Here is a 20,916-nt window from a genome sequence, read left to right on the forward strand (position 1 = left end):
AACACGACTGACGTCAGTCACGAGCGCTTACGAAAGAGCGAAAACCCGGATCAACCGTCGCAGCCGTCGAAGACGACCGTCCCGTCGACGACCGTCATCGAGACGTCGATCGCGTCGATCCGGTCGGCGGCCGCCCACGGGGATTCCTCGAGCACGACGAGGTCCGCCCGCTTGCCGACCTCGAGCGTCCCCAAGCGTCGCTCGTCGAATCCGGCGAAGGCGGAGTCGCGGGTGTACGCCCGTAGCGCCTCGGTCACCTCGAGTCGCTGTGACTCCGTCGGTGCGTTGACCGCGTGGTGGACGCCGAACAGCGGGCCGAGCGGCATGCAATCCGAGCCGAACGCGAGCGGGACGCCGGCTTCGCGCATTCGCCGGAGCCGGTTCGTTCGTCGACGGCGTTTCTCGCCCAGACGCCGATCGTAGAGGCCGCCGTCGGCAGCCCAGCGATGAAAGTTCGGCTGCACCGAGGCGACGATGCCCGCGTCGGCCATCCGCGCTAACTGGTCGTCCGTCGCCAATTCGACGTGTTCGATCCGGTGGCGCGACTCGCCCGGATCGGCAGTCGTCTCGAGGGCGGACAGCGCCGCCTCGATCGCCTCGTCGCCGATCGCGTGAACGGCCACCTGGAACCCGTCGTCGTCGGCCCGGTCGACCAGCGCCTCGAGTTCGGCGGGGGCGACGACCCACTCGCCGGTGGATTCGGCCCCCGACGGGGACCACTCGCCGTCGAACGCGCCGTCGCCCTCGTCGGCGGTCGCGTAGGGCGCGGAGAGTTTCGCGGTTTTCGCGCCGATGCTGCCGTCGGTGTAGCTCTTGATCGCCCCGGTGCGCACGCGGTCGCCGCCCGCGTTCGTCGCGAGGCCGACCTCGGAGACGGCCTCGACGTGGTCGGCCCAGTAGTTGATCCGCACTCGGATCGGAAGTTCGTCAGCCGCCTCGAGATCCCGGTAAACCCGCGGCGCGACCGAGTTCCGGACCATGTCGTGGACGCCGGTGACGCCGCGTTCGACCGCGTACTCGAGGGCGGCGGCCACGAGCGTGCGCGTCTCGTCGTAGTCGGGGGCGATCCCCGCTCGAACCGCCTCCGCCGCGTCCTCGACGACGACGCCGGTCGGCTCGCCGTTGGCCCCGCGGCGGACGTCGCCGTCGGGCAGATCGTCGCCGAACCGCTCGAGCGCGACCGAGTTGAGCGACGCGGCGTGCATGTCCACCCGAAGCGCGACGACCGGCCGCTCGTCGCCGACCCGATCGAGATCCGTCCGGGTGAGGTAGTCGCGATCTTCGTCCCACTCGCTCTCGTCGTAGCCGAACCCCTGTATCCACTCGTCGTCCGTCTCCGCCGCCCGCGCCGAGAGGCGCTCGAGGCACTCGTCGGCGCTTCGAGCGTCCGAGAGGTCGGCGTGCACCAGGTGCCGACCCAGGTTCTCGAGGTGGGTGTGGGCGTCGACGAAGCCGGGGAGGACGACCCGCCCCTCGCAGTCGATCACCTCGGTCTCGACGCCCTCGAGGAACCGGATTTCGTAGTCGCTGCCCAGCCGAGCGATCTCGCCGTCGCGGACCGCGATCGCCTCGTAGACCCGATCGGGCTCCGTCAGCGAGTGGACCTCCGCGTTCGTGAACAGCCGGTCGGCGGCCTCGGTCATGCGAGAGGTCGCGCGGGCGAGCGCCAAAACGATTGTGGAGGGGGCTCGAGCGGACGGGAGAGACGGGAGTCGGGGCGGCGGCCTCGAGACCGACAACGGAGCCGCCGCGAGTCGGCGTCCCGCCGGTATCGTCGAATCGCCGCCGCTCGCCCGCCCGTTTCGAATGGGCGTCGAAAACGTTACCGTCGCCGGATACGAAATCGAGACGATGGTCTCTCGCGAAGATCGCGTCATCGCCGGCTCGGTCGTCCTTCTCCTCGCAGTCGCCACAGGACTCGTCGTCTTGAACGCCGCGACGGGCGTCATGCCGACCGAGCAACCGCTCGTCGCGTACCTCCTCGTCACCGGACTCGCGATCGTCGGACCGCAACTGTATCTCGCCGCGACCGACGACGACGTCTCGCCGCGGACCCGCGTTCGGTTCGCGGCCATCGCACTCGGCGCGTTCGCGCTCCTGTTCGCCGACGTCTCCGCGGTCGAGCGCGGGCTGGCGACCGGCTCGATCGTCGAACGCGAGGCGCTCCAGCACCTGGCGATCGCCGCGATCGGCGGCGGGGGGTTCGTCGCGCTCGTCTGCTACGAGTTCGTCGCCGGCTACCGGTCGCACGCCGACGGTGGGTCGACGATCGTCTCCCGCTGATCGGTTCGAGCGCGGACGACCGCGCATTCGACGCCAACGCGAGCGAATCAGCAACCCTTAGGGCGGCCCGACGTCTGCACTGAGCCATGACCAGCGCCGAGGACCTCGCCGACCGCGTTCGCGAGGGCGAGCTTCGAATTCACGAACTCGAAGAGCACGTCGACCACGACACCGCCGCCGCGGCCCGGCGGCTGCTCGTCGAGCGCGAGACGGGGGCCGACCTCGAGACGATCGGCGACTACGCCTTCCCGGCCGAGCGCGCGGAGCCGAACGTCGAGAACATGATCGGCGCGGCCCAGGTGCCCCTGGGCGTCGTCGGTCCGGTCGCAGTCTCGGGCGGCGCGGCCGACGGCGAACACTACCTGCCGCTCGCCACGACCGAGGGCGCGTTGCTCGCGTCGGTCAACCGCGGCCTCTCCGTTATCGACGCCGCGGGAGGCGCGGACGCCCGAGTGACGAAAACGGGGATGACTCGCGCGCCGGTGTTCCGGGTCGACGGCGTCGTCGAGGCCGCCGAGACGGTCGAGTGGGTCGGGGAGAACGTCGACGCCCTGGCCGAGGCCGCCGAGTCGACGACGAGCCACGGCGAGTTACTCGGCGTCGAACCCTACGTGGTCGGCGACGCGGTCTACCTGCGCTTTGCCTACGACACCAAGGACGCGATGGGGATGAACATGGCCACCATCGCGACGGGCGAGGCCTGCTCGGTCGTCGAGCGCGAGACGCCGGCCTCCCTCGTCGCGCTCTCGGGGAATCTCTGTTCGGACAAGAAACCCGCCGCCGTCAACGCCGTCGAGGGACGCGGACGGTCGGTGACCGCCGACGTCGTGATCCCCGGCGAAATCGTCGAAAAACGCCTCCACACGACTCCGGAGGCGATCGCGGAGGCGAACACGCGAAAGAACCTGATCGGCAGCGCGAAAGCCGGTAGCCTCGGCTTCAACGCCCACGCCGCCAACGTGGTCGGCGCTGCCTTCCTCGCGACCGGCCAGGACGAAGCCCAGGTCGTCGAGGGGGCGAACGCGATCACGACGATGGACGTCCGCGACTCCGACGACCCGTCCGATCTGTACGCCTCGATCTCGCTGGCCTCGCTCGAGGTCGGGACCGTCGGCGGCGGCACGAAGCTGCCGACGCAGGCTGAAGCGCTCGAGATTCTCGGCGTTCGCGGCGGCGGCGATCCGCCGGGGTCGAACGCCGACGCGCTGGCGGAGATCGTCGCGGTCGGCGCGCTCGCCGGCGAACTCTCGCTGCTGGCGGCGCTCGCGTCGCGCCACCTCGCGAGCGCACACGAGGACCTCGGGCGGTGATCGACGACGCGCCGGAAGACCGCGAACCGGATAGTAGCCGCTGAGAGTCGGTGTACGCCCGATCGCACCGCTATCGTGCGATCGGCGTGTGAACGGGTTCGGTCGGTACGATAACTCGAGCGGGGGCCGGCGAGTTCCGGGGACCGAGGAATGCCAGTCGGGGGCGATTCGTCGGACTACTCCCGGAAAGGAGATCGTATCGATCTCGGAGACACACCGTACGAGTGTCACGCGCCGATTACTGTAACGATAAACGTGTTTAATTTCCCACAGTAATCGAGTTCGGCTTGCTCTCTCAGGTGACAGCTATACGAACGCACAGGTGTTATTTCCGACTCGCCCGTGAGTCAATATATCTCTCAGACGCCGAAGCAGTACGGAATTCGGCACTTTCGAGCGGGTGATAGAGGGCAGTTACTCGCGTTACACGACGAGGTATTCGGACACGGCTGGGGGCCCGAGTGGTTCGAGTGGAAGTACGAGCGAAACCCGTACGTCGATCACGTTTCGATCATCGTGGCGACGAGAGACGACCGAATCGTCGGCTGTCGGGCGTTTTTCGCACTCGAGATGCGAGTTGGCGACGTAACGCGCGTCGGGTTACAGCCGTGCGATACGATGGTCCACCCCGACCACCGGCGACAGGGGCTCTTTAGCCGGATGAACGAACGCGCGCTCGAGTACTACGCGGATCGTCGTCCCGACTTCTTCTTCAATTTCCCCAACGAACACTCGAAGCGGGGAAATCTCAAACACGGCTGGCAGGAGGTTCGAACCGTACCGATGTACTATCGGTTGCACAACCCCGCTCCGCTCGTCGAGCGGTGGATCGAAACCGGTCGTTCGAAAGCGGTCGCTACCGAGTACGTGGACGTGACGGAGGCCGTGTCCGCGATCGCGACCGTACTCGCGCGATCCGCCTCGCAGTCCGAGCGCTGGCTCGCGAACTCGAGTGCGGGCGACGTTCGGATCGAACGGTACGAAACGCCGCCCGACGAACTGCTGGCGTCGGTACACGATCGGCGGTCCGACAGCATCCACGCGAATCGGTCGGCCGAATTCTATCGCTGGCGACTCGACAATCCGCTGTACGAGTACGGCACCTACGTCGCGAGACGCGATGGAACCGCGGTCGCGGCGCTCGTCGTATCGTGCGTCGACGGTTGCGTCCGAATCGTCGAGGTCGAGCCGCGCGAGTTCGACGTCAGCCGAACGGCGATCGAGCACCTCCTCAGGAGCGTGGTCGCCGAGTATTCGGACAGGAGTTACGTCACGGCGTTCGGAATCGGAGTGCCGAATCCAGTCCGAAATCGGTTCTATCCCGACACCCGGCTGCCGCTGTCGCTTTTCGCCAACCCGACGTCGCGAACGCTGTTGGCACGCGACATCGGTGACGCGACCGTCGTTGAGGAAAGCTCGCCGTCGGACTGGCGGTTCACCCGACTCGATCTAGACACGACGTGAGCGCGGGAGGCGGGCGCGTCCGGAAACTACGGTAGAGCGAACGTGTATTCGACGGCGTCCGCACTCGGTGGCCGAACGCGGTGCGACGGTCCACTCGCGAACGGAACGTCGAATACTGCGACGCGACGGCCCGACCGAGGATGTCGGGAGACGATCAGGGCTCGACCGTCCGTCGTTCGTACTGCTCGGGGCGGTGGTCTCTCCCCCCTCCCGACTCGGCCTCGCGGGACCGAAGCTCGCCGATCAGGTTCCGGCTGTCCCGGAGAAACGGCCCGGGATCGTCCGGGTCGAGGTAATCGAAGCGCGGATGGCGAACCAGCGACGCGGCGACGTCGATCACGGTTTTCACACGGGACGGCCGCTCGACGGCCGGGTACGTTTCGCTGAAAACGCTGTGGAGGTGGAGAAGTTCCCCCCGGAGCAGGTGACCGCCGATGCCGACTTCGAAGGTCGGCTCTCGAGGGATCGAGTAGCCGGTGGCCTGCTGCCAGTACAGGTACGGAAAGTCGACGCCCGCCTGGACGGTGAACGGAAGCGACGTCCAAAAGCGCGGGTTGACTTCCATCAGTTTGAACTCGCCGGTGGTCGGATCGCGGAGGAACTCCACCATCGCCAGTCCGTGCCACTCGAGTTCGTCCAGCAGGCGGCGACCCGCGGCGTCCAGCTCCGGGATGTCGACCGATTCGCGGTAGGCGCTCGGCCCGCCGGCGTACTTCCAGGCACGTCGTTGTCGGTGCTGGAACGTCGCGACCGCCTCCCCGTCGCGGTACAGCGCGAAAAACGCGTACTCGTCGGAGGTGGGGACGTACTCCTGGACGAGCGGGGCGTGTCCGAAGTCGTCGACGAGGGCGTCTCGGTCGGGTTCGATCCCCGCGGGAACGTACCGAGCGGATTGCTCCTGGGGGCGGAAGTCCGAAAAGTCGCTCCCGTACTCCGGCGCGTGAACCGTATAGCGGGGTTTGACGACCAGGTCGTCGGTCCAGTCGGACCAGTCATCGAGGGCCGTCGTCTCCGGAATCGAGACGTTCGCCGCCCGCGCAGCGTCGAACAGTCGAACGCGATCCTGGACGGAGCCGAGCGTCGGTATGGACGGCCATACGGTGGCCACGTGGTCGGTTAGGGCGTCCGTATTCCGCGCCAGCACGTAGACGTCGGCCTCGCGAACGGGGATGACCGTACAGACGTCGTCCCGCCGGGCGAGCCCACAGAGCGCCTCCTCGTACGCACCCAACTCGCTCGCGGGATCGGGAACCCCGTGAGATTCGGTACAGAATTTGGATTCGAAACCGGGTGGAGACGGTTGCTCGGAGATCGCGATCGTTCGAATACCCCGTTTTCCCAGCGAACGCATGCAAGCGACGCTACTCGCCGCATCGATCGCCGGAACGACGACGTTTTGCGCTGATTCCTGCAGATCGCCGCACATGTATCCTGTTACGCACGTAACGGAGTTTAGTTAAGGGTGTGTGAATCAGGTGTCGAGGTTCGAGTAACTCCAGTAGGTGTCAATTCTGTTTCTTTTGGACGCGACCGAATCGAAACCGCGGCGTCGAAGGCGGATCGAACGACGCCGATCGCGAAGACGATTAGCCGGCCGCGTCGGCACCCTCCCGCCGGGCGCGTACCGTCTCGACCGCGACGTACGCACCGCCCACAGCGAGCAGCAGAATACCGATCAGCACCTGGAGCCCGCTCGAGGCGACCGCCACGAACACCAGCCCGAGCCCCGCAGCGGCGTGTGCGAGCGCGAAGTCTCGACGACCGTACGCGCCGTGAAGCGCCGCGACGGCGAGGAACGTGCCGGCGAACGAAAGCACCGCGAGGTCGGTGGTCTCGACGCCGAAAACGGTCTCGCTGACGAACCTCCCGTACCCGTAGAGGACGAACGCGAGAACCGTCCCGACGCCGATCGTGAGTTCCTGGACGTCCACCTGCTCGGTCATCGACTCGAGATTTCGGCGCTCGATTCAAAGTCCTGCCGTTCCGGGTCGGAACGAACCGCTTCGGGTCGGTACGACACCGGCGTTCACGCCAGAAAAGGCGTCACAGCTTTCGATATCGACCGCGACTCTCGCTGACCGCCCCGCGACGAACCAGTTTCTCGAGCGCGTCGCGGACGTACGACGCCGAAACGTCTCGATCGCTCGCGTAGGCGACGATTTCGTCTTCGGTCGGCGTCTCGAGGTCGTCGAGCGCTCGCTCGACGATCGCTTTCTTGCTCCCGGTTCGGCTCGGTCCGCGCGGGTCGCGCTCGCCCGCGGCGTCGATCTCCTCGGCGTCGAGGCCCGCTCCCTCGAGGTACTCCGCGTCGTCGACGACGCCGTCGGCGACGTCCGCCTCGAGGTCGGCGAAGGAATCGATCGCCGCGAACGCGTCGCCCTCGCCCTGTCGGTTCGCGAGCATCGACGCGCGAACCTCGCGGGCGTGGTCCGCGTCGTCCGTCTCGACGAACTTCTTTCGGCGCTCGTAGGGACGACGCGAGCCACAGCGGGGACACCGAGTCGTCTCCGACCGGCCCTCGATGATCCAGAGGTTCGAACACTCGCTACAGCCGACGACCGCGTACATGTCTCGAGGTGATCGCTCACGGTAGTTGAAGCTTCGCCCCGTGTCAGTTATCCACGACTGAAATCGTGGGTTTCCTCCTCGCATCGCTGCGACGAACGTGGTCGGCGACGCCGCAGTACCGTGGCCGGGGGTGGTTCGAACCGATCGGCACCGGGCGACGCGTCCGGTCCGCGGGCGAGGGCTCGTCCGAACGCTCGAGGTCGACCGTAGCACTCGAGAATACCACGCAGTTATATGTTGGCGCTCGTACGGGATCCCAATGAAGACATCGCACGAAGTGGAGGGCAGGACGGTCGGACGTATCGGCGGGTTCGTCAGACGACTTGGGCCCACCTGGCTCGCCGGCGCGATTGCCGCGGGACCGGCGACCATGGTCAGCCTGCTGGTCGCTGGCGCGAGCTTCGGTTACGCGCTGTTGTGGGTCGTCGTGCTCTCCGCGATCCTCGGCACGGTCGGACAGTACCTCGCGATGCGACTCGGATTGCTGACCGAAGCCGGAATCGTGGCCGTCGTCGAGGAACACCTCGGCTCGTTCTGGGCGTGGGTGCTCGTCGTGGACGTGGTCCTCGCCGCGGGACTCGCACAGCTCGTCATCATGAAGACGCTGGCGGAGGTCAGCGCGACGATCGTCGGCGGAGCCGTCGTCGAGATCGCGGCGCTGTCCGATCCGCGACTCTGGGGGATCGCGTGGGCGGTCATCCTCGCGCTCGGGTTGGCCGGCGGCGGCTACCGCGTCGCGGAGATCGGCGCGAAGCTGCTCGTCTCGCTGGTCGTGCTGGCGTTCGTCGTCTCGGCGTTCGTCGTTCCGATCGATCCGACCGCCGCGGCGACGGGACTCGTCCCGACGATACCGGCGGGCGTCGGCGGCGCGGTCGTCGCGGCCGGCGTCCTCGGCGGCGCGGTCCACATCACGCTGTTGACGATGCAAAGCTACACCATGCGCGCCCGCGGGTGGACCGACCGCGACGCCGACATCGCGGCGTTCGACGTGGTGAGTTCGATGCTCGTCGCCTTCGGCGTCTTCAGTCTGGCCGTCTTCCTCGTCGCGGCGAGCGTCCTTCCCGGTGCCGGCGTCGATCCGGGCTCGATCGACGAGATTCAGGCGGCGGCCGCGCTCGGTCCCGTCGCCGGCGAGTACGCCGTCTGGGTGTTCCTGCTCGGTCTCTGGGGCGCGGCGGTGTCGACGCTCGGCGGGAACACGATCGTCCCGCCGTACCTCGTCGCGGACAAACTCGGCTGGGAGCGGTCCGTCGAGGATCCGCGCTACCGCGGTGCGATCGTCGTCGTCGCGCTCGTCTCGGCCGTCGGCGCGTTTCTCGAGGGCGCGTTCTTCGAGTTGCTCGTTCTCGTGCTGGCGTTCGGTCTCGTCGGGACGCCGTTCGCACTGGTGGTGATCCTCTACCTGCTGAACGATCCGGCGGTGGTCCCCGAGACGAACTCCCACCTCGCGAACCTCGGCGGTCTCGTCCTCGTCGCGATCGCGACCGTCCTCGCGGCCGAGTTCGTCCTCGAGGAACTCGAGACGGTGACGGAGCCGCTGTCGGCGTTCGTCGTCGCGTTCGCGGCCGCGATGGCGCTCGCGATCGTCGGGCTCGCGGTCAGATACGGCCGCGAACGACTAAACGAGTAGTTCGGCGCTCTCTTCCGGTCGTCGACGGCCGTCGGCGGGTCCGGGGAGATCGATCGGGGTTCGGCAGGCGGTGGAGCGAGACACCTCAACCGAAGAACGCCCCGCCCATCCGTCCGGGACCCTGCGGTGACTCGTCGTCCTCGTCGTCTCGCTCTTCGCGTTCCTCGAGGTGCGTCGCGAGTTCGGCGGCGTAGACGGCGACGACGGTTCGCGTCTCCTCGTTCTGGATCGCGAACGCCTGGACGACGTACTCCGGCACGTCGAGCGACGGGTCGAGCGATTCGGCGTACTCGACGATCGTTCGAAGCTCCGCCGGCGAGTGGTCCTCGAACCGATCGACGATGAACTCGGGAACGCTGTCGTGGGGAGTCGGCCGAGAAGACATGCTCGTTCGCTCGCACGCGGTACAGAAAAAAGATTACTAATGGAAATTGACAGTACTGTCGGAAAATTCGACGGGACGCGGACGCTCGAGCGGAATGGATCCGAGTACGGTCGCCGCGCCGGCCGGGAGTCACGACGACCCCGTCAGCCGTTCAGTCGTTTTCGCATCTCGACGTGCGGGATACCGGCCTCCTCGAACGCGGGTCCGTGGCGTTCGTATCCGAGCCGGTCGTAGAACCCGGCGGCGTGGGTCTGGGAGTGCAATACGAGCGTCGAGAGACCCAGCGACTCGGCCCGCCGCTCGAGTTCGTCCATCAGCAGTCGGCCGATCCCCTCGCCGCGGCGCTCGTTGCGCACCGCGACGCGTTCGACCTTGCCGCGGTCGTCCGCGAGTTCCCGCAGTCTGGCGGCACCCACGGGCTCGTCGCCGTCGTAGGCGACGAAGTGAACGGCGTCGCCGTCGTGGTCGTCGTACTCGAGGTCCGCGTCGACGCCCTGTTCCTCGACGAACACCTCGTGTCGGACCGCCAGCGCGTCAGCACGTTCGGTTTCGTCCGCGACGAGCCGTACGTCGACCATCGTCGGGCGGCTACGGGACGCGCGACCGAGAACGTTACGAGTCTACGACCGGCGATACCGAACCGCGGGCGACCAGCAACGGTTCGACCGGAGAGCTGCGATCCGCTCGTCGAAGTCGTCGACCGCTGGCGGTACCGATCGCGTTGCCGGTACGGACTCGAGAGCGCATCGAATCGAGGTTCGAGAAAGGAAATCGCGTCGCAGACGACGCGGTTGCGAACGCGTTACGACAGCTTCTCGACGTTCTCGACGACGGCGTCGGCGTACTCGCTCGTGGCGAGCTTCTCCGCGTCGTCGAGCTGTCGCTCGAGGTCGTAGGTGACCTTGCCCGACGAAATCGTCTCCTCGACGGCGTCGCGGACGAGGTCGGCGGCGTCGTCCCAGCCGAGGTACTCGAGCATGATGCGACCCGAGAGGATCATCGCGGTCGGATTGACCTTGTCCTGGCCCTCGTACTTGGGTGCGGAGCCGTGGACGGGTTCGGCGAGCAGTCGACCGTCGCCGAAGTTGGCACCGGGTGCGATGCCGAGACCGCCGATCTGTGCGCCGGCGGCGTCCGAGAGGTAGTCGCCGTTTAAGTTCATCGTCGCGATGACGTCGTAGTTCTCGGTGCGGGTGAGCAACTGCTGGAGCATGTTGTCCGCGATGCGGTCGTTGACTACGACGGCGTCCGCTGGCTGTTCGCCGTCGCGTTCCTCCCAGAGGGTGTCCTCGGTGATGACCTCGTCGCCGTACTCCTCTTCGGCGACCTCGTAGCCCCAGTCGCGGAACTGACCCTCGGTGAACTTCATGATGTTACCCTTGTGGACCAGCGTGACGGAGTCGCGGTCGTGCTCCAGGGCGTAGTCGATCGCGCGGCGGACGAGGCGCTTGGTGCCGAACTCCGTAATCGGCTTGACGCCGATGCCGACGGGGCCGTCGTGGATGACGTCGTCGAAGCCCATGTCCTCCTCGACGAACTCCTTGACCTGCTGGACCTCGTCGGTGCCGTGTTCCCACTCGATGCCGGCGTAGACGTCCTCCGTATTCTCGCGGAACGTGACCATGTCCATCTTCTCGGGTTCGGAGACGGGGGACGGCACGCCGTCGAGGTGGTAGGTGGGTCGAACGTTCGCATAGAGGTCGAGCAGCTTCCGGAGACCGACGTTCAGCGAGCGGAAGCCGGCACCGACCGGCGTCGTCAGCGGTCCCTTGATCGCGACGCGGTGTTCCTTGATCGCTTCGACGGTCTCCTCGGGCAGGTTCTCGTCGTAGCGCTCGCGGGCGGATTCGCCGGCGTAGACGCGCATCCAGTTGATCTCGCGGCCGGTCGCCTTCGCGGCGGCCTCGAGGACCTGTTGTGCCGCGGGGCCGACGTCGCTGCCGACGCCGTCGCCGTAGATGATCGGGATAATCGGATCGTCAGGAACCTCGAGTTCGCCGGTATCTTCGTTCAGCGTGATCTTCTCCCCGTCTTCGGGGACGTCGATCTTCTCGTAGCTCATCTCGTCTGTACGGTGCTTCGATGGGGGTAAAAGACCTCCCATTTCTCTCGAGTGTGTCACCCTCTGAAATCGATCGACGTGCCATCGTACCGGGACAGAGCCGGGGAACGGACTCGTCGGATGGCGAGGCGAACGCCTTCGCGAGAGATAGCCGGTCGGGATCGCATCACGGTCGTTCTAGCCGTTCGCGGTCGGGGTCGGAACTCCGATCGGCGTCGCCGGATACGTCCGGTCGCCGCTCGAGCGCGGAGCCGGTCGGCTCCGTCCAGTAGTGGACGACGAGAAACGTGCCGACGCCGAAGAGTACGAGAGCACCGACCGCGGCCAGCGTCCGTTCGTCCGCGGACAGCCACGGCTCGTCGCGCGTGACCCACCACGTCGCCGTGAGCGTGAGCGCGAACACGAGCAGCGTCGTTCCGACGTCGACCGGATCGCGCTCGTCGGCGTGGACGAGCCGTCCGACGGCGAGCAACGCCATGATCGCACAGAAGCCAACGAGCAACGCAGCCGGCGTCATCGTCGCCGTTGGTTCTCAACCCCTCGTCGTAAGTGTAGGGGTTTCGTCGGCGAATCGATCGATATCCGCGTCGAACGGCGGACGGACCGCGACTCGATAATCGGGACCAAGGGCCTCAGTCGTCGGCCGGAACGCCGCCGGTCTCGGGCCGTTCGTCGGGAACCGTCCCGTCGTCGTTCCAGTCGCGTTCCTCGTAGTACTCCTCGAGACCCTGCTCGAAGTCCGGAAGCTCGTACGGGAGGGCGTCGTCGTCGCGGTCGAACCCGCGCTGGTTGTTGAAGTGACGCTCGAGCGTGACGATCTCGCCGCCGATCTCGATTAGTTCGTCGTAACTCGCATCGAGCAGCGTCGAGAGGCGGTCCTCGTCGACGAAGTCCCGCGAGAACTTACAGAGGACGGCGCTGTCTTTGATCGCGTTCGCGTTCTCGAGTTCGACGATCTTCGGCGGCTTGCCCTCGAGTCCCTCCTTGTCGAACGCTTTGTCGGCGTCGACGAGCGGGTACTCGTAGGGGTAAAACTCCGCGTACATGTGATCTGCACCCCGGTTCGACGTGGCGAACGCGAGTCCCTGTCCGTTCAGCGTTCGGCCGTCGTGGGCGGAGAACTCCATTCCCTTCACCGACCAGTTCTCGACGCCGAGTTCGTCGTGGATGCGGTCGATTCCCTCCGCGAGCGTGTCGCCGATCCCCTCGCGGTAGGCGATCTTCTCGACGGTCTCGTGGATCAACTCGGCGTTGCCGAACTCGTCTTCGCTCGCGAGGTAGCCGGCGACGACGTCGCCGGCCGAGATCGTATCGAGGCCGAACTCGTCGCAGAGTTTGTTCGCTTTCATCACGTCGACGATGTCGTCGACGCCCGAGTTCGGACCGAACGCCATCAGCGTCTCGTACTCGGGGCCTTCGGTCTCGAGACCCGTCTCCTCGTCTCTCGTCGGAAGCTTGCAGGCGAACGCGCAGGCCGAGCACGTCCCCTTCTTGTACTTTTTCTCCTCGACGCGGTCGCCGCTGACGGAGTCGATGTGTTCGAACGACAGCTCCGAGAAGTAGTACGTCGGCAGCGCCTCGACCATGTTCGCGTACTCCGCGACCGAGGTCGTCCCCTGAGCTTTCATCGGGTGGTCGGCCTGTGCCGCCTCGCCGTGGACCTCCATCTGGAGCGGCGGGATCTCGACCTCGCGGGTGGAGTCGCCGTCGAACGTGATCGCCTTGACGTTCTTCGAGCCGAGGACCGCGCCGAGACCGCCGCGGCCGAACGCCCGCTCTTTCGAGGTCATGATCGAGGCGAATCGGACCTCGTTCTCGCCGGCCGGGCCGGCGACGACGGTGTGTTCCGACGCGAGCCCGTGTTCGTCCTCGATGTACTCGCAGGTCTCGGAGACTGTCGCCTCCTCGAGGTCGGGGACGGCCTCGAACTCGACGCCCTCGTCGGTGAGGTGGACGATGACGAGCTCGTCGCTCGCGCCGGCCACCTCGACGGCGCTGTAGCCGGTGGCGGTGAAGTTTCGAGAGAGGAACCCGCCCGCGTTCGACGAGAGCAGCCCGTCGGTCAGCGGCGAGACGCCGGTCGCCGACATCCGGCCGGTGAAGCTCATCGTCGAGTGCTGGAGCGGACCGGTCGCGAAGTAGAGTCGGTTCTCCGGGCCCAGCGGATCGGCGTCGAACGGAATCCGCTCGTGAGCGAGCCTGGTGCCGAGCGCGCGCCCGCCGATCGACGACTCGAGCACGTCATCGATCGATTCGGTTTCGATCGTCCGGTCCTCGACGTCGACCGTACACAACGGTCCCCGTACGTGTTTCATACGCCACACACTGGCACGCCCGTCCGCAAAACGGTACCGGTTTCGGACGTTCTATCGTGTTATTTCGGCACATTGTTTATTTTTCGACGACGAGCTAGCGATCGAGTAGTCGACGGTGTTTACTTTTCGGCTACAAAGAGAGCGTATGGATGGATCGAGCAACGACGCCACGATCGACGATCTCTACGAGCAACTCGAGACCCTGGAGGAGACGGTCGACGATCCGGACGAGCGGACGGAGGTTAGACGGACGAAGACGCTGGTCGGCCGACTCTCCCGGAACGGAACCGTCAACCGCGTCATTACCGAGTTCACCGGGAAGGACAAAGCCGAGGCGTTTCTGGGGAGCGTCGTCATCGGGATGCCCCTGCTCGTGGAGGACGGCGTCATCGAAATCGGGGAGTTTCTGGCGGAGACGCCGGCCTTCTTCGCGGGCAACGTCGCCCTGGCCGTCGCGCTGGTCGTCGGCATCCTCTACGTGGCGGACTTTCGCGACGTCAGGATCACCGATCCGTACTTCGGGGTGGTGCCGCGCCGGCCGCTCTGGGTGCTCGCCATCGCGTTCGTGACCGCGGCGGGGATGATGACGCTGTGGGGTCGGGTCACCTGGGACGAGCCGTGGGTCAACCTCTGTCAGGTGTCGGTGATCTTCACCGCGATGGCGATCGGCGGCTCGATCAGCGACATCCTTTCCGGCGAGCGCTGATCCGGAAGCCGTCCGAACGAAGCGCCGGTGATTCGTCGCGGAGGACGCGACGCGTCGTTCACTCGAGAACGCGCCGTTCGTCCGACGGGAGGTGCGCTTCGTCGCCGGATCGGTAGCGATACCGGACGGTGGTTCCGGGGCGGAGCGCGTCGGCGGTCGTGCGGAGGGAGTTCCGTCGGTGGAGGGTCATACCGGGTCCTCCGCCGAGATCGGGATAGCTTTTCTGCTCTTTCCGTGACGCAGTTCGGAAGCTCCGACGTCCGCCGACTCGATTACGACGTCGCGTCCGGCGGTCGCTCCGTGAGTTCGACGTACTCGCCGTCGACGACGCGTATCTCGTAGTCGTCGACGGAAAACGCGACGACTCCCCGCCGGATCGTCGAGTTCGTCTCGGCGAACAGCCGATCGAGCGATTCGGGTGCGACGGATTCGTACAGCGGACGTATCTCGGTCGCGTCCTCGTCGGACGCCCGTTCGATCGCCCGTACGACGACCGTCGATGGCCGTTCGTGATCGGCTACCTCGAGTCGGACCGTACACTCCTCGCTCGAGCGTTCGTAACGACGCCTGTTCATCGAATCCCTCGGGAGACGGTCGGGAACACGGGACACGTACTCGGTGAGACGCCCTCAACTGTGCCGTTAGCAGACTTGGGTGCGTGAACTACCCTACCCTACTCGCTCACGGTTGACGCCGTTCGCTCCTTGAGGGTAGGGCTTCCTGCTTCCACGACGCGCTTTGCAGATACAGGCGTATCCACAGGGAGCGCAGTCTCCACAGGCGGTGATTCGGAGTATCCCACTCCTACATCTTCGAGGCCGCGAGAAAGAATGTTCCACGCCGCGTTCGCGTCCCTGTCCGCCTCAAACCCGCAGGCGGGACAGGAGTGTTCACGGACCCACAACGGCTTCTCCGTCGAGACGCCGCAGGACGCACACTCCTTGGTCGTCTCTCTCGGGTTGACCGCCACGAAGTACGTCCCCTCGCGTTCACACTTGTATTCGAGCAACGAGAGGAACGTTCGCCACGCGGCAGACGCTGTGTTGCGGCTGTTCGACGGCGACTCCATCATCCCCTTCACATTCAGGTCTTCGACCGCTACGAGGTCGTACTCCCGAGCGTAGTAGTTCGAGAGCTTGTGGAGGAAGTCCCGGCGCTTCCGTCGGAGGTCGGTGTGACACTCCGCGACCCGACGGCGTTGCTTCTCGTAGTTGTTCGATCCATGTTCCTTCCGCGAGAGCTTCCGTTGCTCGCGCTCCAAGCGTTCACGCTCGTCGGAAAGGTCAAGCGACCCGACCGCCGTGCCGTCGGTGTCGTGGGCGTACTTGAGAATCCCCACGTCGATGCCGACGCACTTCTCGGGGGTTTCGGGTAGTTCAGGAGGTTCACGGTCCATTTTGACACCGAACGTGGCGAACCACTCGCCCGTCGGTTCCTTCTTGAGCGTGACCTGCTTGAGAGTGGCGTCGTCCTCAGAAATCGGAGATTTCTGATGGGCTGCACGAGAGCTGTCGCTCTCGTGAACGTCGGGGATGGCGCGGTGGAGTCGAATCGGTATGTCCGCGAGTTTCGAGAGGGACAGCACGGTCTGACCGCCCTTCTTGTCGAGCTCGAAGCCAGACTGACTGTACGTGAAACTGCGGAACTCCCGTGGTGGCTTCCACTTGAGCTGACCGACGCCGTAGCCGTTCTTCTTGAGTTTGGAGAGTCCTTTGAGGTTGTCGAACAGCCGTTCGACGACGGTCTGGAGAACTTTCGAGTACACGTCTGAGAGACCGTCCCACCACTTCTTGAGGTCGGGTAGCTCCGATCGGAGCGTGGTCATGGACGGAATTTCGCCGTGTTCGTCTTGGTACTCGTTGAGGCGGTAGAGTGTATGGTTGTACAGTTGCCTACAAATATCGCGGTGACGGTCCAACTCCTCGCGGTGGGCGTCGGACGGTTTGAGGCGGTATTTGTAGGCGTAGTACATCCGTTACTCTCGTTCCTCAATCAGTTCGTCCAACTGCTCGCGGACGAACGACGAGAGGTTGAGGTGTTGGTCCTCAATCCACTCGTCTTGGTCCTCTCGAATCGTGATTGTCTTCCGTTTCACCGTAATGCACGGTATGCACGTTACACGTATAATGGTTTTGGCAAGACGTTGGCCTGTGGGCCGAGCGTCGAACGTGTATGAAAACTGAGCGGCGCTGTATCCCCTCCCTGCTCGCGCCTTCCCTTCGGTCGGCGCTCGCTGAGGAAGGGGGCTTAGCGCCTCAATTCAGCTAATACGGGGCGAACGTCCATCCGATCGCGTTCGGTGGGAAAGCCACACTGTGGTGACTATGGCCGCCCCTCAAATCTCGCCGTATGACCGACCCTCAAATCTCGCCTTCGCGGCGCATTACCGTCCGCGAGAGCAGCGTCGACAGCCCGCGCCGCAGTCGGCCGATCGCCGCCGCGTCCGAAACGCCGAGTTCGTCGCCGAGTTCCTCGAACGTCGTTCGTTTGGGGTGCTCGAAGAATCCCGTCTCGAAGGCGGCGACCAGCGTCTCGTACTGTTTGTCCGTCAGCCCGTACTCCATTCCGGAATCGGCCTCGAGTTCGGTCGAAAGCCGCTCGAGTTCCAGGTCGATCCCGTACTCCTCGAGCAGTTCCCGAAATCGTTCGATTCGGTCCTGATCGCGAAATCGGATCTCGAACGTCCAGCGACCGTCGACGCCGACCGTCTCGAGTAGCGTCGCGTCCAATTCGCGAAGGGCGGCAGCGACCCCTTCGACGGAGTCGCTCCAGACGATCCGGTAGAGTCGACCGTCGTCGAAGCGATCGACCGCTTCGATCCGGTCGACGACGGGTTCCGCCCGAATCTCCGCTTCGATCTCGGCGTACTCGCCGCCGTTCCAGATGAAGACGAACGGCAGCAATCCGCGGTGGGTCGGGACGACGCTCTCGAACTCGATCAGGAGATCGTCGTGGTTCTCGAGCACCGATCCGAACGAAAATTCGGCGGCCGGGAGCGTGAACTCGGCGATGAACGTCATTCGCGCCCGCTACGAGTCCGGGAGAGATATACTGACGGCAGGATATCGGCGGTCGGGCCGGGTTCGAGCGACCACGACCGAGATGGCACACGTCGGTCGATCGCGTCCGATCCGCCGTCCGTCGCTGCCGGCCAAACCCCGAACCACCCCGCGATTGCACCGGCGATCGGGACGGGGAGCCGTCTCAGGCGTCGGCGTAGATCCGATCGAGCCGGTCTTCGAACCGCTCGAGGATGACGCGGCGCTTTTTCTTCATCGTCGGCGTGAGCATCTCGTTTTCCTCGGTGAACTCCCGTGGAACGAGTTCGAACCGCTTGATCGTCTCGTGGCTCTCGAAGTCCGCGTTGATCCGGTCGACCTCCCGGCCGACGTACTCGCGAACGCGCTCGTCGTCGCACAGCGCCTCCGGATCGTCGGGGAGATCGATCCCCTCCTCGTCGGCCCACTCGCGGACGTGTTTCGTATTCGGCACCAGTAGCGCGCCGACGAACTTCTCGCCGTCGCCGACGACCAGACACTGCTCGACGACCTCGCTGGCCGCGAACCGATCTTCGATCGGCGCCGGCGCGACGTTCTTTCCCGTCGAGAGAACGATGATCTGCTTGGCACGCTCGCGAAACTCGAGGTAGCCGTCCGGTCGCCGGTGGACGATGTCGCCCGTGCGAAACCAGCGGCCGTCGCCGTCGCTCGTGAACGAGCGATCGGTCGCGCCGGGTCGCTCCCAGTAGCCGTCGGCGACGTTCGGACCGGAGACGAGCAGTTCGCCGACCTCGCCCGGATCGTCGAAGGCGTCCTGGTCGCCCACGCTCTCGTCGATTCGCAGTTCGTTGCCGGGCAAGGCTGGACCGATCGTCCCGATCATCGGCTCCTCGGGCGGATTGACCGTGACGACCGGCGACGTCTCGGTCAGCCCGTACCCCTCGTAGATCGGCAGCCCCATCGCGAAGTAGAGCCGACAGAGTTCCGGCGAGAGACTCCCGCCGCCGCTGATCAGGAGGTCGATGTTCCCGCCGAGCGCCTCTCGAACCGTCGAGAACACCAGTTTGTCCGCGACCGCCTGCTTCGCCGAGAGGACCGGGCCGGGCGAATCGGCCCGCTGGTACTCGACGCCGACGTCGGTCGCCCACTCGAAGATGCGCTGTTTGACGGCGGATTCGCTCGCCTGCTCGCGGATGGCGTCGTAGATCTTCTCGTAGACGCGCGGGACGCTCGTCGCCGTGTTCGGCTGTACCGCGGCGAAGTCCTCCTGCAGCGTGTCCGGGTCCTCCGCGTAGGCGACGCACGCGCCGCTTGCGAACAGGGTGAAGTGGCCGGCCGTGCGTTCGAACACGTGCGCAAGCGGGAGGTACGACACCGAACGGACGTTCTCGTCGATGACGGGGAGATCCTCGTCCTTGTCCGGCCGGGGTCCGTACCGTTTGCGGATCTGGTTGACGTTCGACCTGAAGTTGCGGTGGGTCAGCCGGACGCCCTTCGGTTTCCCCGTCGTTCCGCTCGTGTAGATCAGGCTCGCGAGGTCGTCCATCGCCGGCTCGTCGACCCACTCCTGGTAGCTCTCGAGGTCGAACGCCGCCGCCCCACGCTCGTGGAGTTCGCCCAGCGTGAAGGTGTCCTCGCGCTCGCCACCGGCGTCGAGGTCGTCCATCGAGACGACGAACTCGAGGTCGAGTTCGTCCTCGACGGCACGCACCCGCTCGAGGAGCTCCTCGTTTTCGACGACGACGCCGGACGCGCCGGGATCGTCGAGGAGGTACCTGACCTGGTCGGTGGACGAACCCGGGTAGACCGTCGTCACGACCGCCCCCGCCGCGAGGAGCGCGAAGTCACACTGGGCCCACTCCATCCGGGTGTTCGCGAAGATGGCGACCCGGTCTCCCTGTTCGACGCCGAGGTCGCGGAATCCGGCCGACAGCGAGCGAACGATCCCTCGTAATTCGGCGTACGAGAGCGTCCCGAACTCGCCGGGAGCCGCGGCGGGAACCACGTCGCCGGTCAACGAGCGATCGTAGACGCCGCCTTTGTACCGCTGTGCGGGTCGGTTGGCGTTTCGTTCGGCCGACTCCTCGAACAGTCGTCCGAGCGTCGTCTCGCCGATCACCTCGTCGTCGTACTCTCGTTCGGCCTCCCGCCAGTCCATGTTCGCATGGTAATATGTCGCAGACGATAAAACGTGATGGAACTCGTCCCATCGGCGAGGTCGTTTATTCACGATCGAGCGCCGTCGCGGTGCAAAGCGGCGACGGTCCGACCCGTCAGCGGTGCTCGTCCAGGTAGCCGAGCACGCCGCGAACGTTCATCGCCGCCTCGGCGCTGGCTTTGCGCTCGCCCCAGACGTCCGCCACCTCCGCCGACTCGGCGAAGTGGTCGATCACCGCCTCGTCGTCTCCGAGTTCCGCCCGCTTCGCCTCGACGGCGTCGACCCACTCCTCGAGGACCGTCGCGTACTCCGCGAGCGCCTCTCGCGCGTCGTCACCGACCTCGCGGGGGCCGAAGTGCGTGTAGAGGAGAACGTCGGGGTCGATCGACTGGAGGCGCTCGACGTCGTCGAGGCACTCCTCGAGGTGGAAATCCGACGGCGGGGAGGTCTCGACGATCTCGTCGCGGACGGGAACCCAGATTCCGGCGGCGTCGCCGGTGAACACCGCGTCATTCTCGGGGTCTTCGAAGACGACCTGGTGGAACGCGTGGCCCGGCGCACCGTGGACGCGCAGCGTTCGGTCCCCGAGGTCGATCCCGTCCCCGTCTTCGACGCCGACGATGCGGGCTTCCGGAACCGGCTCGGGTTCGGTGTAGAACTCCCACTGATCGCCGACTGCGGCTTTCGTTCCGGCGACGAGCGCCGACGGATCGGCCAGGTGATCCGCGCCGACCGCGGACACGTAAACGTCTGCGTTCGGACACGCCTCCGCGAGAAAGCCCGCGCCCCCGGCGTGGTCGAGGTGAATGTGGGTTACGGCGATCGCGGCGAGGTCGTCGCGAGCGACGTCGACCTCCTCGAGCGCTTCGAGGATCAGGTCGACGTTCGTTCCGATACCGATCTCGACGACGGCGGGTCGATCGCCGTCGAGGACGTACGCGGCACCGTACTCGCTCGTGTCGTACATGCCCGTGTCGACGTAGTAGATGTCCGAACAGTCTCCGGCCGTCACTTCGTGGACGTCTCCGACTCCCAT

Annotated in this window: 20 protein-coding genes; 5 read left to right on the forward strand and 15 right to left on the reverse strand. The window is 65.8% G+C overall.

All coding sequences use genetic code 11. From position 1 onward, the window contains the following. Positions 1–50: 50 nt before the first annotated feature. On the reverse strand, positions 51–1,643 hold the full coding sequence (locus tag EA472_RS15760; protein WP_124192476.1) for an amidohydrolase: 1,593 nt from the start codon (positions 1,641–1,643) through the stop codon (positions 51–53). Here EA472_RS15760 and EA472_RS15765 point away from each other — a divergent pair. The 3 genes from EA472_RS15765 (at position 1,642) to EA472_RS15775 (ending at position 5,057) form a co-directional block, all read left to right on the forward strand. Beyond that, positions 1,642–2,283, forward strand: coding sequence for a hypothetical protein (locus EA472_RS15765; RefSeq protein WP_243637870.1), 642 nt, complete (start codon positions 1,642–1,644; stop codon positions 2,281–2,283). The two genes, EA472_RS15760 and EA472_RS15765, sit on opposite strands and share 2 nt — an antisense overlap. An 86-nt stretch (positions 2,284–2,369) precedes the next feature. Continuing rightward, positions 2,370–3,593, forward strand: coding sequence for a hydroxymethylglutaryl-CoA reductase (NADPH) (gene hmgA / locus EA472_RS15770; RefSeq protein ID WP_124192477.1), 1,224 nt, complete (start codon positions 2,370–2,372; stop codon positions 3,591–3,593). A 342-nt stretch (positions 3,594–3,935) separates the two neighbouring features. Then, positions 3,936–5,057, forward strand: a complete 1,122-nt coding sequence (locus tag EA472_RS15775) for a GNAT family N-acetyltransferase (protein WP_243637871.1) — start codon at positions 3,936–3,938, stop codon at positions 5,055–5,057. 154 nt (positions 5,058–5,211) lie between these two features. Here the strand turns inward: EA472_RS15775 and EA472_RS22570 are convergent, their stop codons facing one another. The 3 genes from EA472_RS22570 to EA472_RS15790 form a co-directional block, all read right to left on the reverse strand. After that, positions 5,212–6,483 carry a carboxylate--amine ligase gene (locus EA472_RS22570; protein ID WP_165874920.1) on the reverse strand — a complete coding sequence of 424 codons (1,272 nt, stop codon included), beginning with the start codon at positions 6,481–6,483 and terminating at the stop codon, positions 5,212–5,214. 160 nt (positions 6,484–6,643) lie between these two features. Next, entirely contained in the window at positions 6,644–7,000 is a 357-nt protein-coding gene (locus EA472_RS15785) for a hypothetical protein (RefSeq protein WP_124192478.1), read from the reverse strand. 100 nt (positions 7,001–7,100) lie between these two features. Continuing rightward, the gene (locus EA472_RS15790; RefSeq protein WP_124192479.1) at positions 7,101–7,625 is read right to left on the reverse strand and encodes a DUF5817 domain-containing protein; all 525 of its coding nucleotides are present in this window, start codon (positions 7,623–7,625) and stop codon (positions 7,101–7,103) included. 259 nt (positions 7,626–7,884) lie between these two features. On the opposite strand from EA472_RS15790, the gene EA472_RS15795 reads away from it, so the two are divergent. Beyond that, entirely contained in the window at positions 7,885–9,255 is a 1,371-nt protein-coding gene (locus EA472_RS15795) for an NRAMP family divalent metal transporter (RefSeq protein ID WP_124192480.1), read from the forward strand. Positions 9,256–9,340: 85 nt separating this feature from the next. On the opposite strand, the gene EA472_RS15800 is transcribed toward EA472_RS15795, so the two are convergent. The 5 genes from EA472_RS15800 to EA472_RS15820 all read right to left on the reverse strand — a co-directional run bounded on the left by EA472_RS15800 (position 9,341) and on the right by EA472_RS15820 (position 14,017). Then, entirely contained in the window at positions 9,341–9,640 is a 300-nt protein-coding gene (locus EA472_RS15800; RefSeq protein ID WP_124192481.1) for a hypothetical protein, read from the reverse strand. 143 nt (positions 9,641–9,783) lie between these two features. Further along, positions 9,784–10,218, reverse strand: coding sequence for a GNAT family N-acetyltransferase (locus EA472_RS15805; RefSeq protein WP_124192482.1), 435 nt, complete (start codon positions 10,216–10,218; stop codon positions 9,784–9,786). A 224-nt stretch (positions 10,219–10,442) separates the two neighbouring features. Further along, positions 10,443–11,702 carry an isocitrate dehydrogenase (NADP(+)) gene (icd, locus tag EA472_RS15810; RefSeq protein ID WP_124192483.1) on the reverse strand — a complete coding sequence of 420 codons (1,260 nt, stop codon included), beginning with the start codon at positions 11,700–11,702 and terminating at the stop codon, positions 10,443–10,445. A 166-nt stretch (positions 11,703–11,868) separates the two neighbouring features. Beyond that, positions 11,869–12,219: a hypothetical protein gene (locus tag EA472_RS15815; RefSeq protein ID WP_207891171.1), complete on the reverse strand. Its 351-nt coding sequence runs from the start codon at positions 12,217–12,219 to the stop codon at positions 11,869–11,871. Between the two features lie 115 nt (positions 12,220–12,334). Next, complete coding sequence (locus tag EA472_RS15820; protein ID WP_124192484.1) at positions 12,335–14,017, reverse strand: aldehyde ferredoxin oxidoreductase family protein; 1,683 nt, start codon at positions 14,015–14,017, stop codon at positions 12,335–12,337. Positions 14,018–14,162: 145 nt separating this feature from the next. Here EA472_RS15820 and EA472_RS15825 point away from each other — a divergent pair, with 145 nt between their 5' ends. Then, complete coding sequence (locus EA472_RS15825) at positions 14,163–14,723, forward strand: DUF2391 family protein (RefSeq protein ID WP_124192485.1); 561 nt, start codon at positions 14,163–14,165, stop codon at positions 14,721–14,723. A 58-nt stretch (positions 14,724–14,781) separates the two neighbouring features. Here the strand turns inward: EA472_RS15825 and EA472_RS23250 are convergent, their stop codons facing one another. The 6 genes from EA472_RS23250 to EA472_RS15850 form a co-directional block, all read right to left on the reverse strand. Next, positions 14,782–14,913: a hypothetical protein gene (locus EA472_RS23250; RefSeq protein ID WP_279387181.1), complete on the reverse strand. Its 132-nt coding sequence runs from the start codon at positions 14,911–14,913 to the stop codon at positions 14,782–14,784. 82 nt (positions 14,914–14,995) lie between these two features. After that, the gene (locus EA472_RS15830) at positions 14,996–15,298 is read right to left on the reverse strand and encodes a HalOD1 output domain-containing protein (protein WP_124192486.1); all 303 of its coding nucleotides are present in this window, start codon (positions 15,296–15,298) and stop codon (positions 14,996–14,998) included. A 98-nt stretch (positions 15,299–15,396) separates the two neighbouring features. Next, on the reverse strand, positions 15,397–16,695 hold the full coding sequence (locus EA472_RS15835; RefSeq protein WP_124192487.1) for an RNA-guided endonuclease InsQ/TnpB family protein: 1,299 nt from the start codon (positions 16,693–16,695) through the stop codon (positions 15,397–15,399). Between the two features lie 388 nt (positions 16,696–17,083). Continuing rightward, the gene (locus tag EA472_RS15840; RefSeq protein WP_124192488.1) at positions 17,084–17,743 is read right to left on the reverse strand and encodes a helix-turn-helix domain-containing protein; all 660 of its coding nucleotides are present in this window, start codon (positions 17,741–17,743) and stop codon (positions 17,084–17,086) included. 184 nt (positions 17,744–17,927) lie between these two features. Then, positions 17,928–19,880, reverse strand: a complete 1,953-nt coding sequence (locus tag EA472_RS15845) for an AMP-dependent synthetase/ligase (RefSeq protein ID WP_124192489.1) — start codon at positions 19,878–19,880, stop codon at positions 17,928–17,930. Between the two features lie 115 nt (positions 19,881–19,995). Continuing rightward, complete coding sequence (locus EA472_RS15850; protein ID WP_124192490.1) at positions 19,996–20,916, reverse strand: MBL fold metallo-hydrolase; 921 nt, start codon at positions 20,914–20,916, stop codon at positions 19,996–19,998.

It is taken from the genome of Natrarchaeobius oligotrophus (genome assembly GCF_003841465.1).
Taxonomy (GTDB): domain Archaea; phylum Halobacteriota; class Halobacteria; order Halobacteriales; family Natrialbaceae; genus Natrarchaeobius; species Natrarchaeobius oligotrophus.

Bases quoted from the DNA above. Each gene is read 5' to 3' on its own strand.
- EA472_RS15825 (WP_124192485.1), top strand. From the start codon at position 14,163: ATGGATGGATCGAGCAACGACGCCACGATCGACGATCTCTACGAGCAA.
- EA472_RS15805 (WP_124192482.1), bottom strand. From the start codon at position 10,218: ATGGTCGACGTACGGCTCGTCGCGGACGAAACCGAACGTGCTGACGCG.
- EA472_RS15760 (WP_124192476.1), bottom strand. From the start codon at position 1,643: ATGACCGAGGCCGCCGACCGGCTGTTCACGAACGCGGAGGTCCACTCG.
- EA472_RS15815 (WP_207891171.1), bottom strand. From the start codon at position 12,219: ATGACGCCGGCTGCGTTGCTCGTTGGCTTCTGTGCGATCATGGCGTTG.
- EA472_RS15785 (WP_124192478.1), bottom strand. From the start codon at position 7,000: ATGACCGAGCAGGTGGACGTCCAGGAACTCACGATCGGCGTCGGGACG.
- EA472_RS15845 (WP_124192489.1), bottom strand. From the start codon at position 19,880: ATGGACTGGCGGGAGGCCGAACGAGAGTACGACGACGAGGTGATCGGC.
- EA472_RS15795 (WP_124192480.1), top strand. From the start codon at position 7,885: ATGAAGACATCGCACGAAGTGGAGGGCAGGACGGTCGGACGTATCGGC.
- EA472_RS15820 (WP_124192484.1), bottom strand. From the start codon at position 14,017: ATGAAACACGTACGGGGACCGTTGTGTACGGTCGACGTCGAGGACCGG.
- EA472_RS15800 (WP_124192481.1), bottom strand. From the start codon at position 9,640: ATGTCTTCTCGGCCGACTCCCCACGACAGCGTTCCCGAGTTCATCGTC.
- hmgA (WP_124192477.1), top strand. From the start codon at position 2,370: ATGACCAGCGCCGAGGACCTCGCCGACCGCGTTCGCGAGGGCGAGCTT.
- EA472_RS15790 (WP_124192479.1), bottom strand. From the start codon at position 7,625: ATGTACGCGGTCGTCGGCTGTAGCGAGTGTTCGAACCTCTGGATCATC.
- EA472_RS22570 (WP_165874920.1), bottom strand. From the start codon at position 6,483: ATGTGCGGCGATCTGCAGGAATCAGCGCAAAACGTCGTCGTTCCGGCG.
- EA472_RS23250 (WP_279387181.1), bottom strand. From the start codon at position 14,913: ATGACCCTCCACCGACGGAACTCCCTCCGCACGACCGCCGACGCGCTC.
- EA472_RS15765 (WP_243637870.1), top strand. From the start codon at position 1,642: ATGCGAGAGGTCGCGCGGGCGAGCGCCAAAACGATTGTGGAGGGGGCT.
- EA472_RS15840 (WP_124192488.1), bottom strand. From the start codon at position 17,743: ATGACGTTCATCGCCGAGTTCACGCTCCCGGCCGCCGAATTTTCGTTC.
- EA472_RS15835 (WP_124192487.1), bottom strand. From the start codon at position 16,695: ATGTACTACGCCTACAAATACCGCCTCAAACCGTCCGACGCCCACCGC.
- EA472_RS15850 (WP_124192490.1), bottom strand. From the start codon at position 20,916: ATGGGAGTCGGAGACGTCCACGAAGTGACGGCCGGAGACTGTTCGGAC.
- EA472_RS15830 (WP_124192486.1), bottom strand. From the start codon at position 15,298: ATGAACAGGCGTCGTTACGAACGCTCGAGCGAGGAGTGTACGGTCCGA.
- icd (WP_124192483.1), bottom strand. From the start codon at position 11,702: ATGAGCTACGAGAAGATCGACGTCCCCGAAGACGGGGAGAAGATCACG.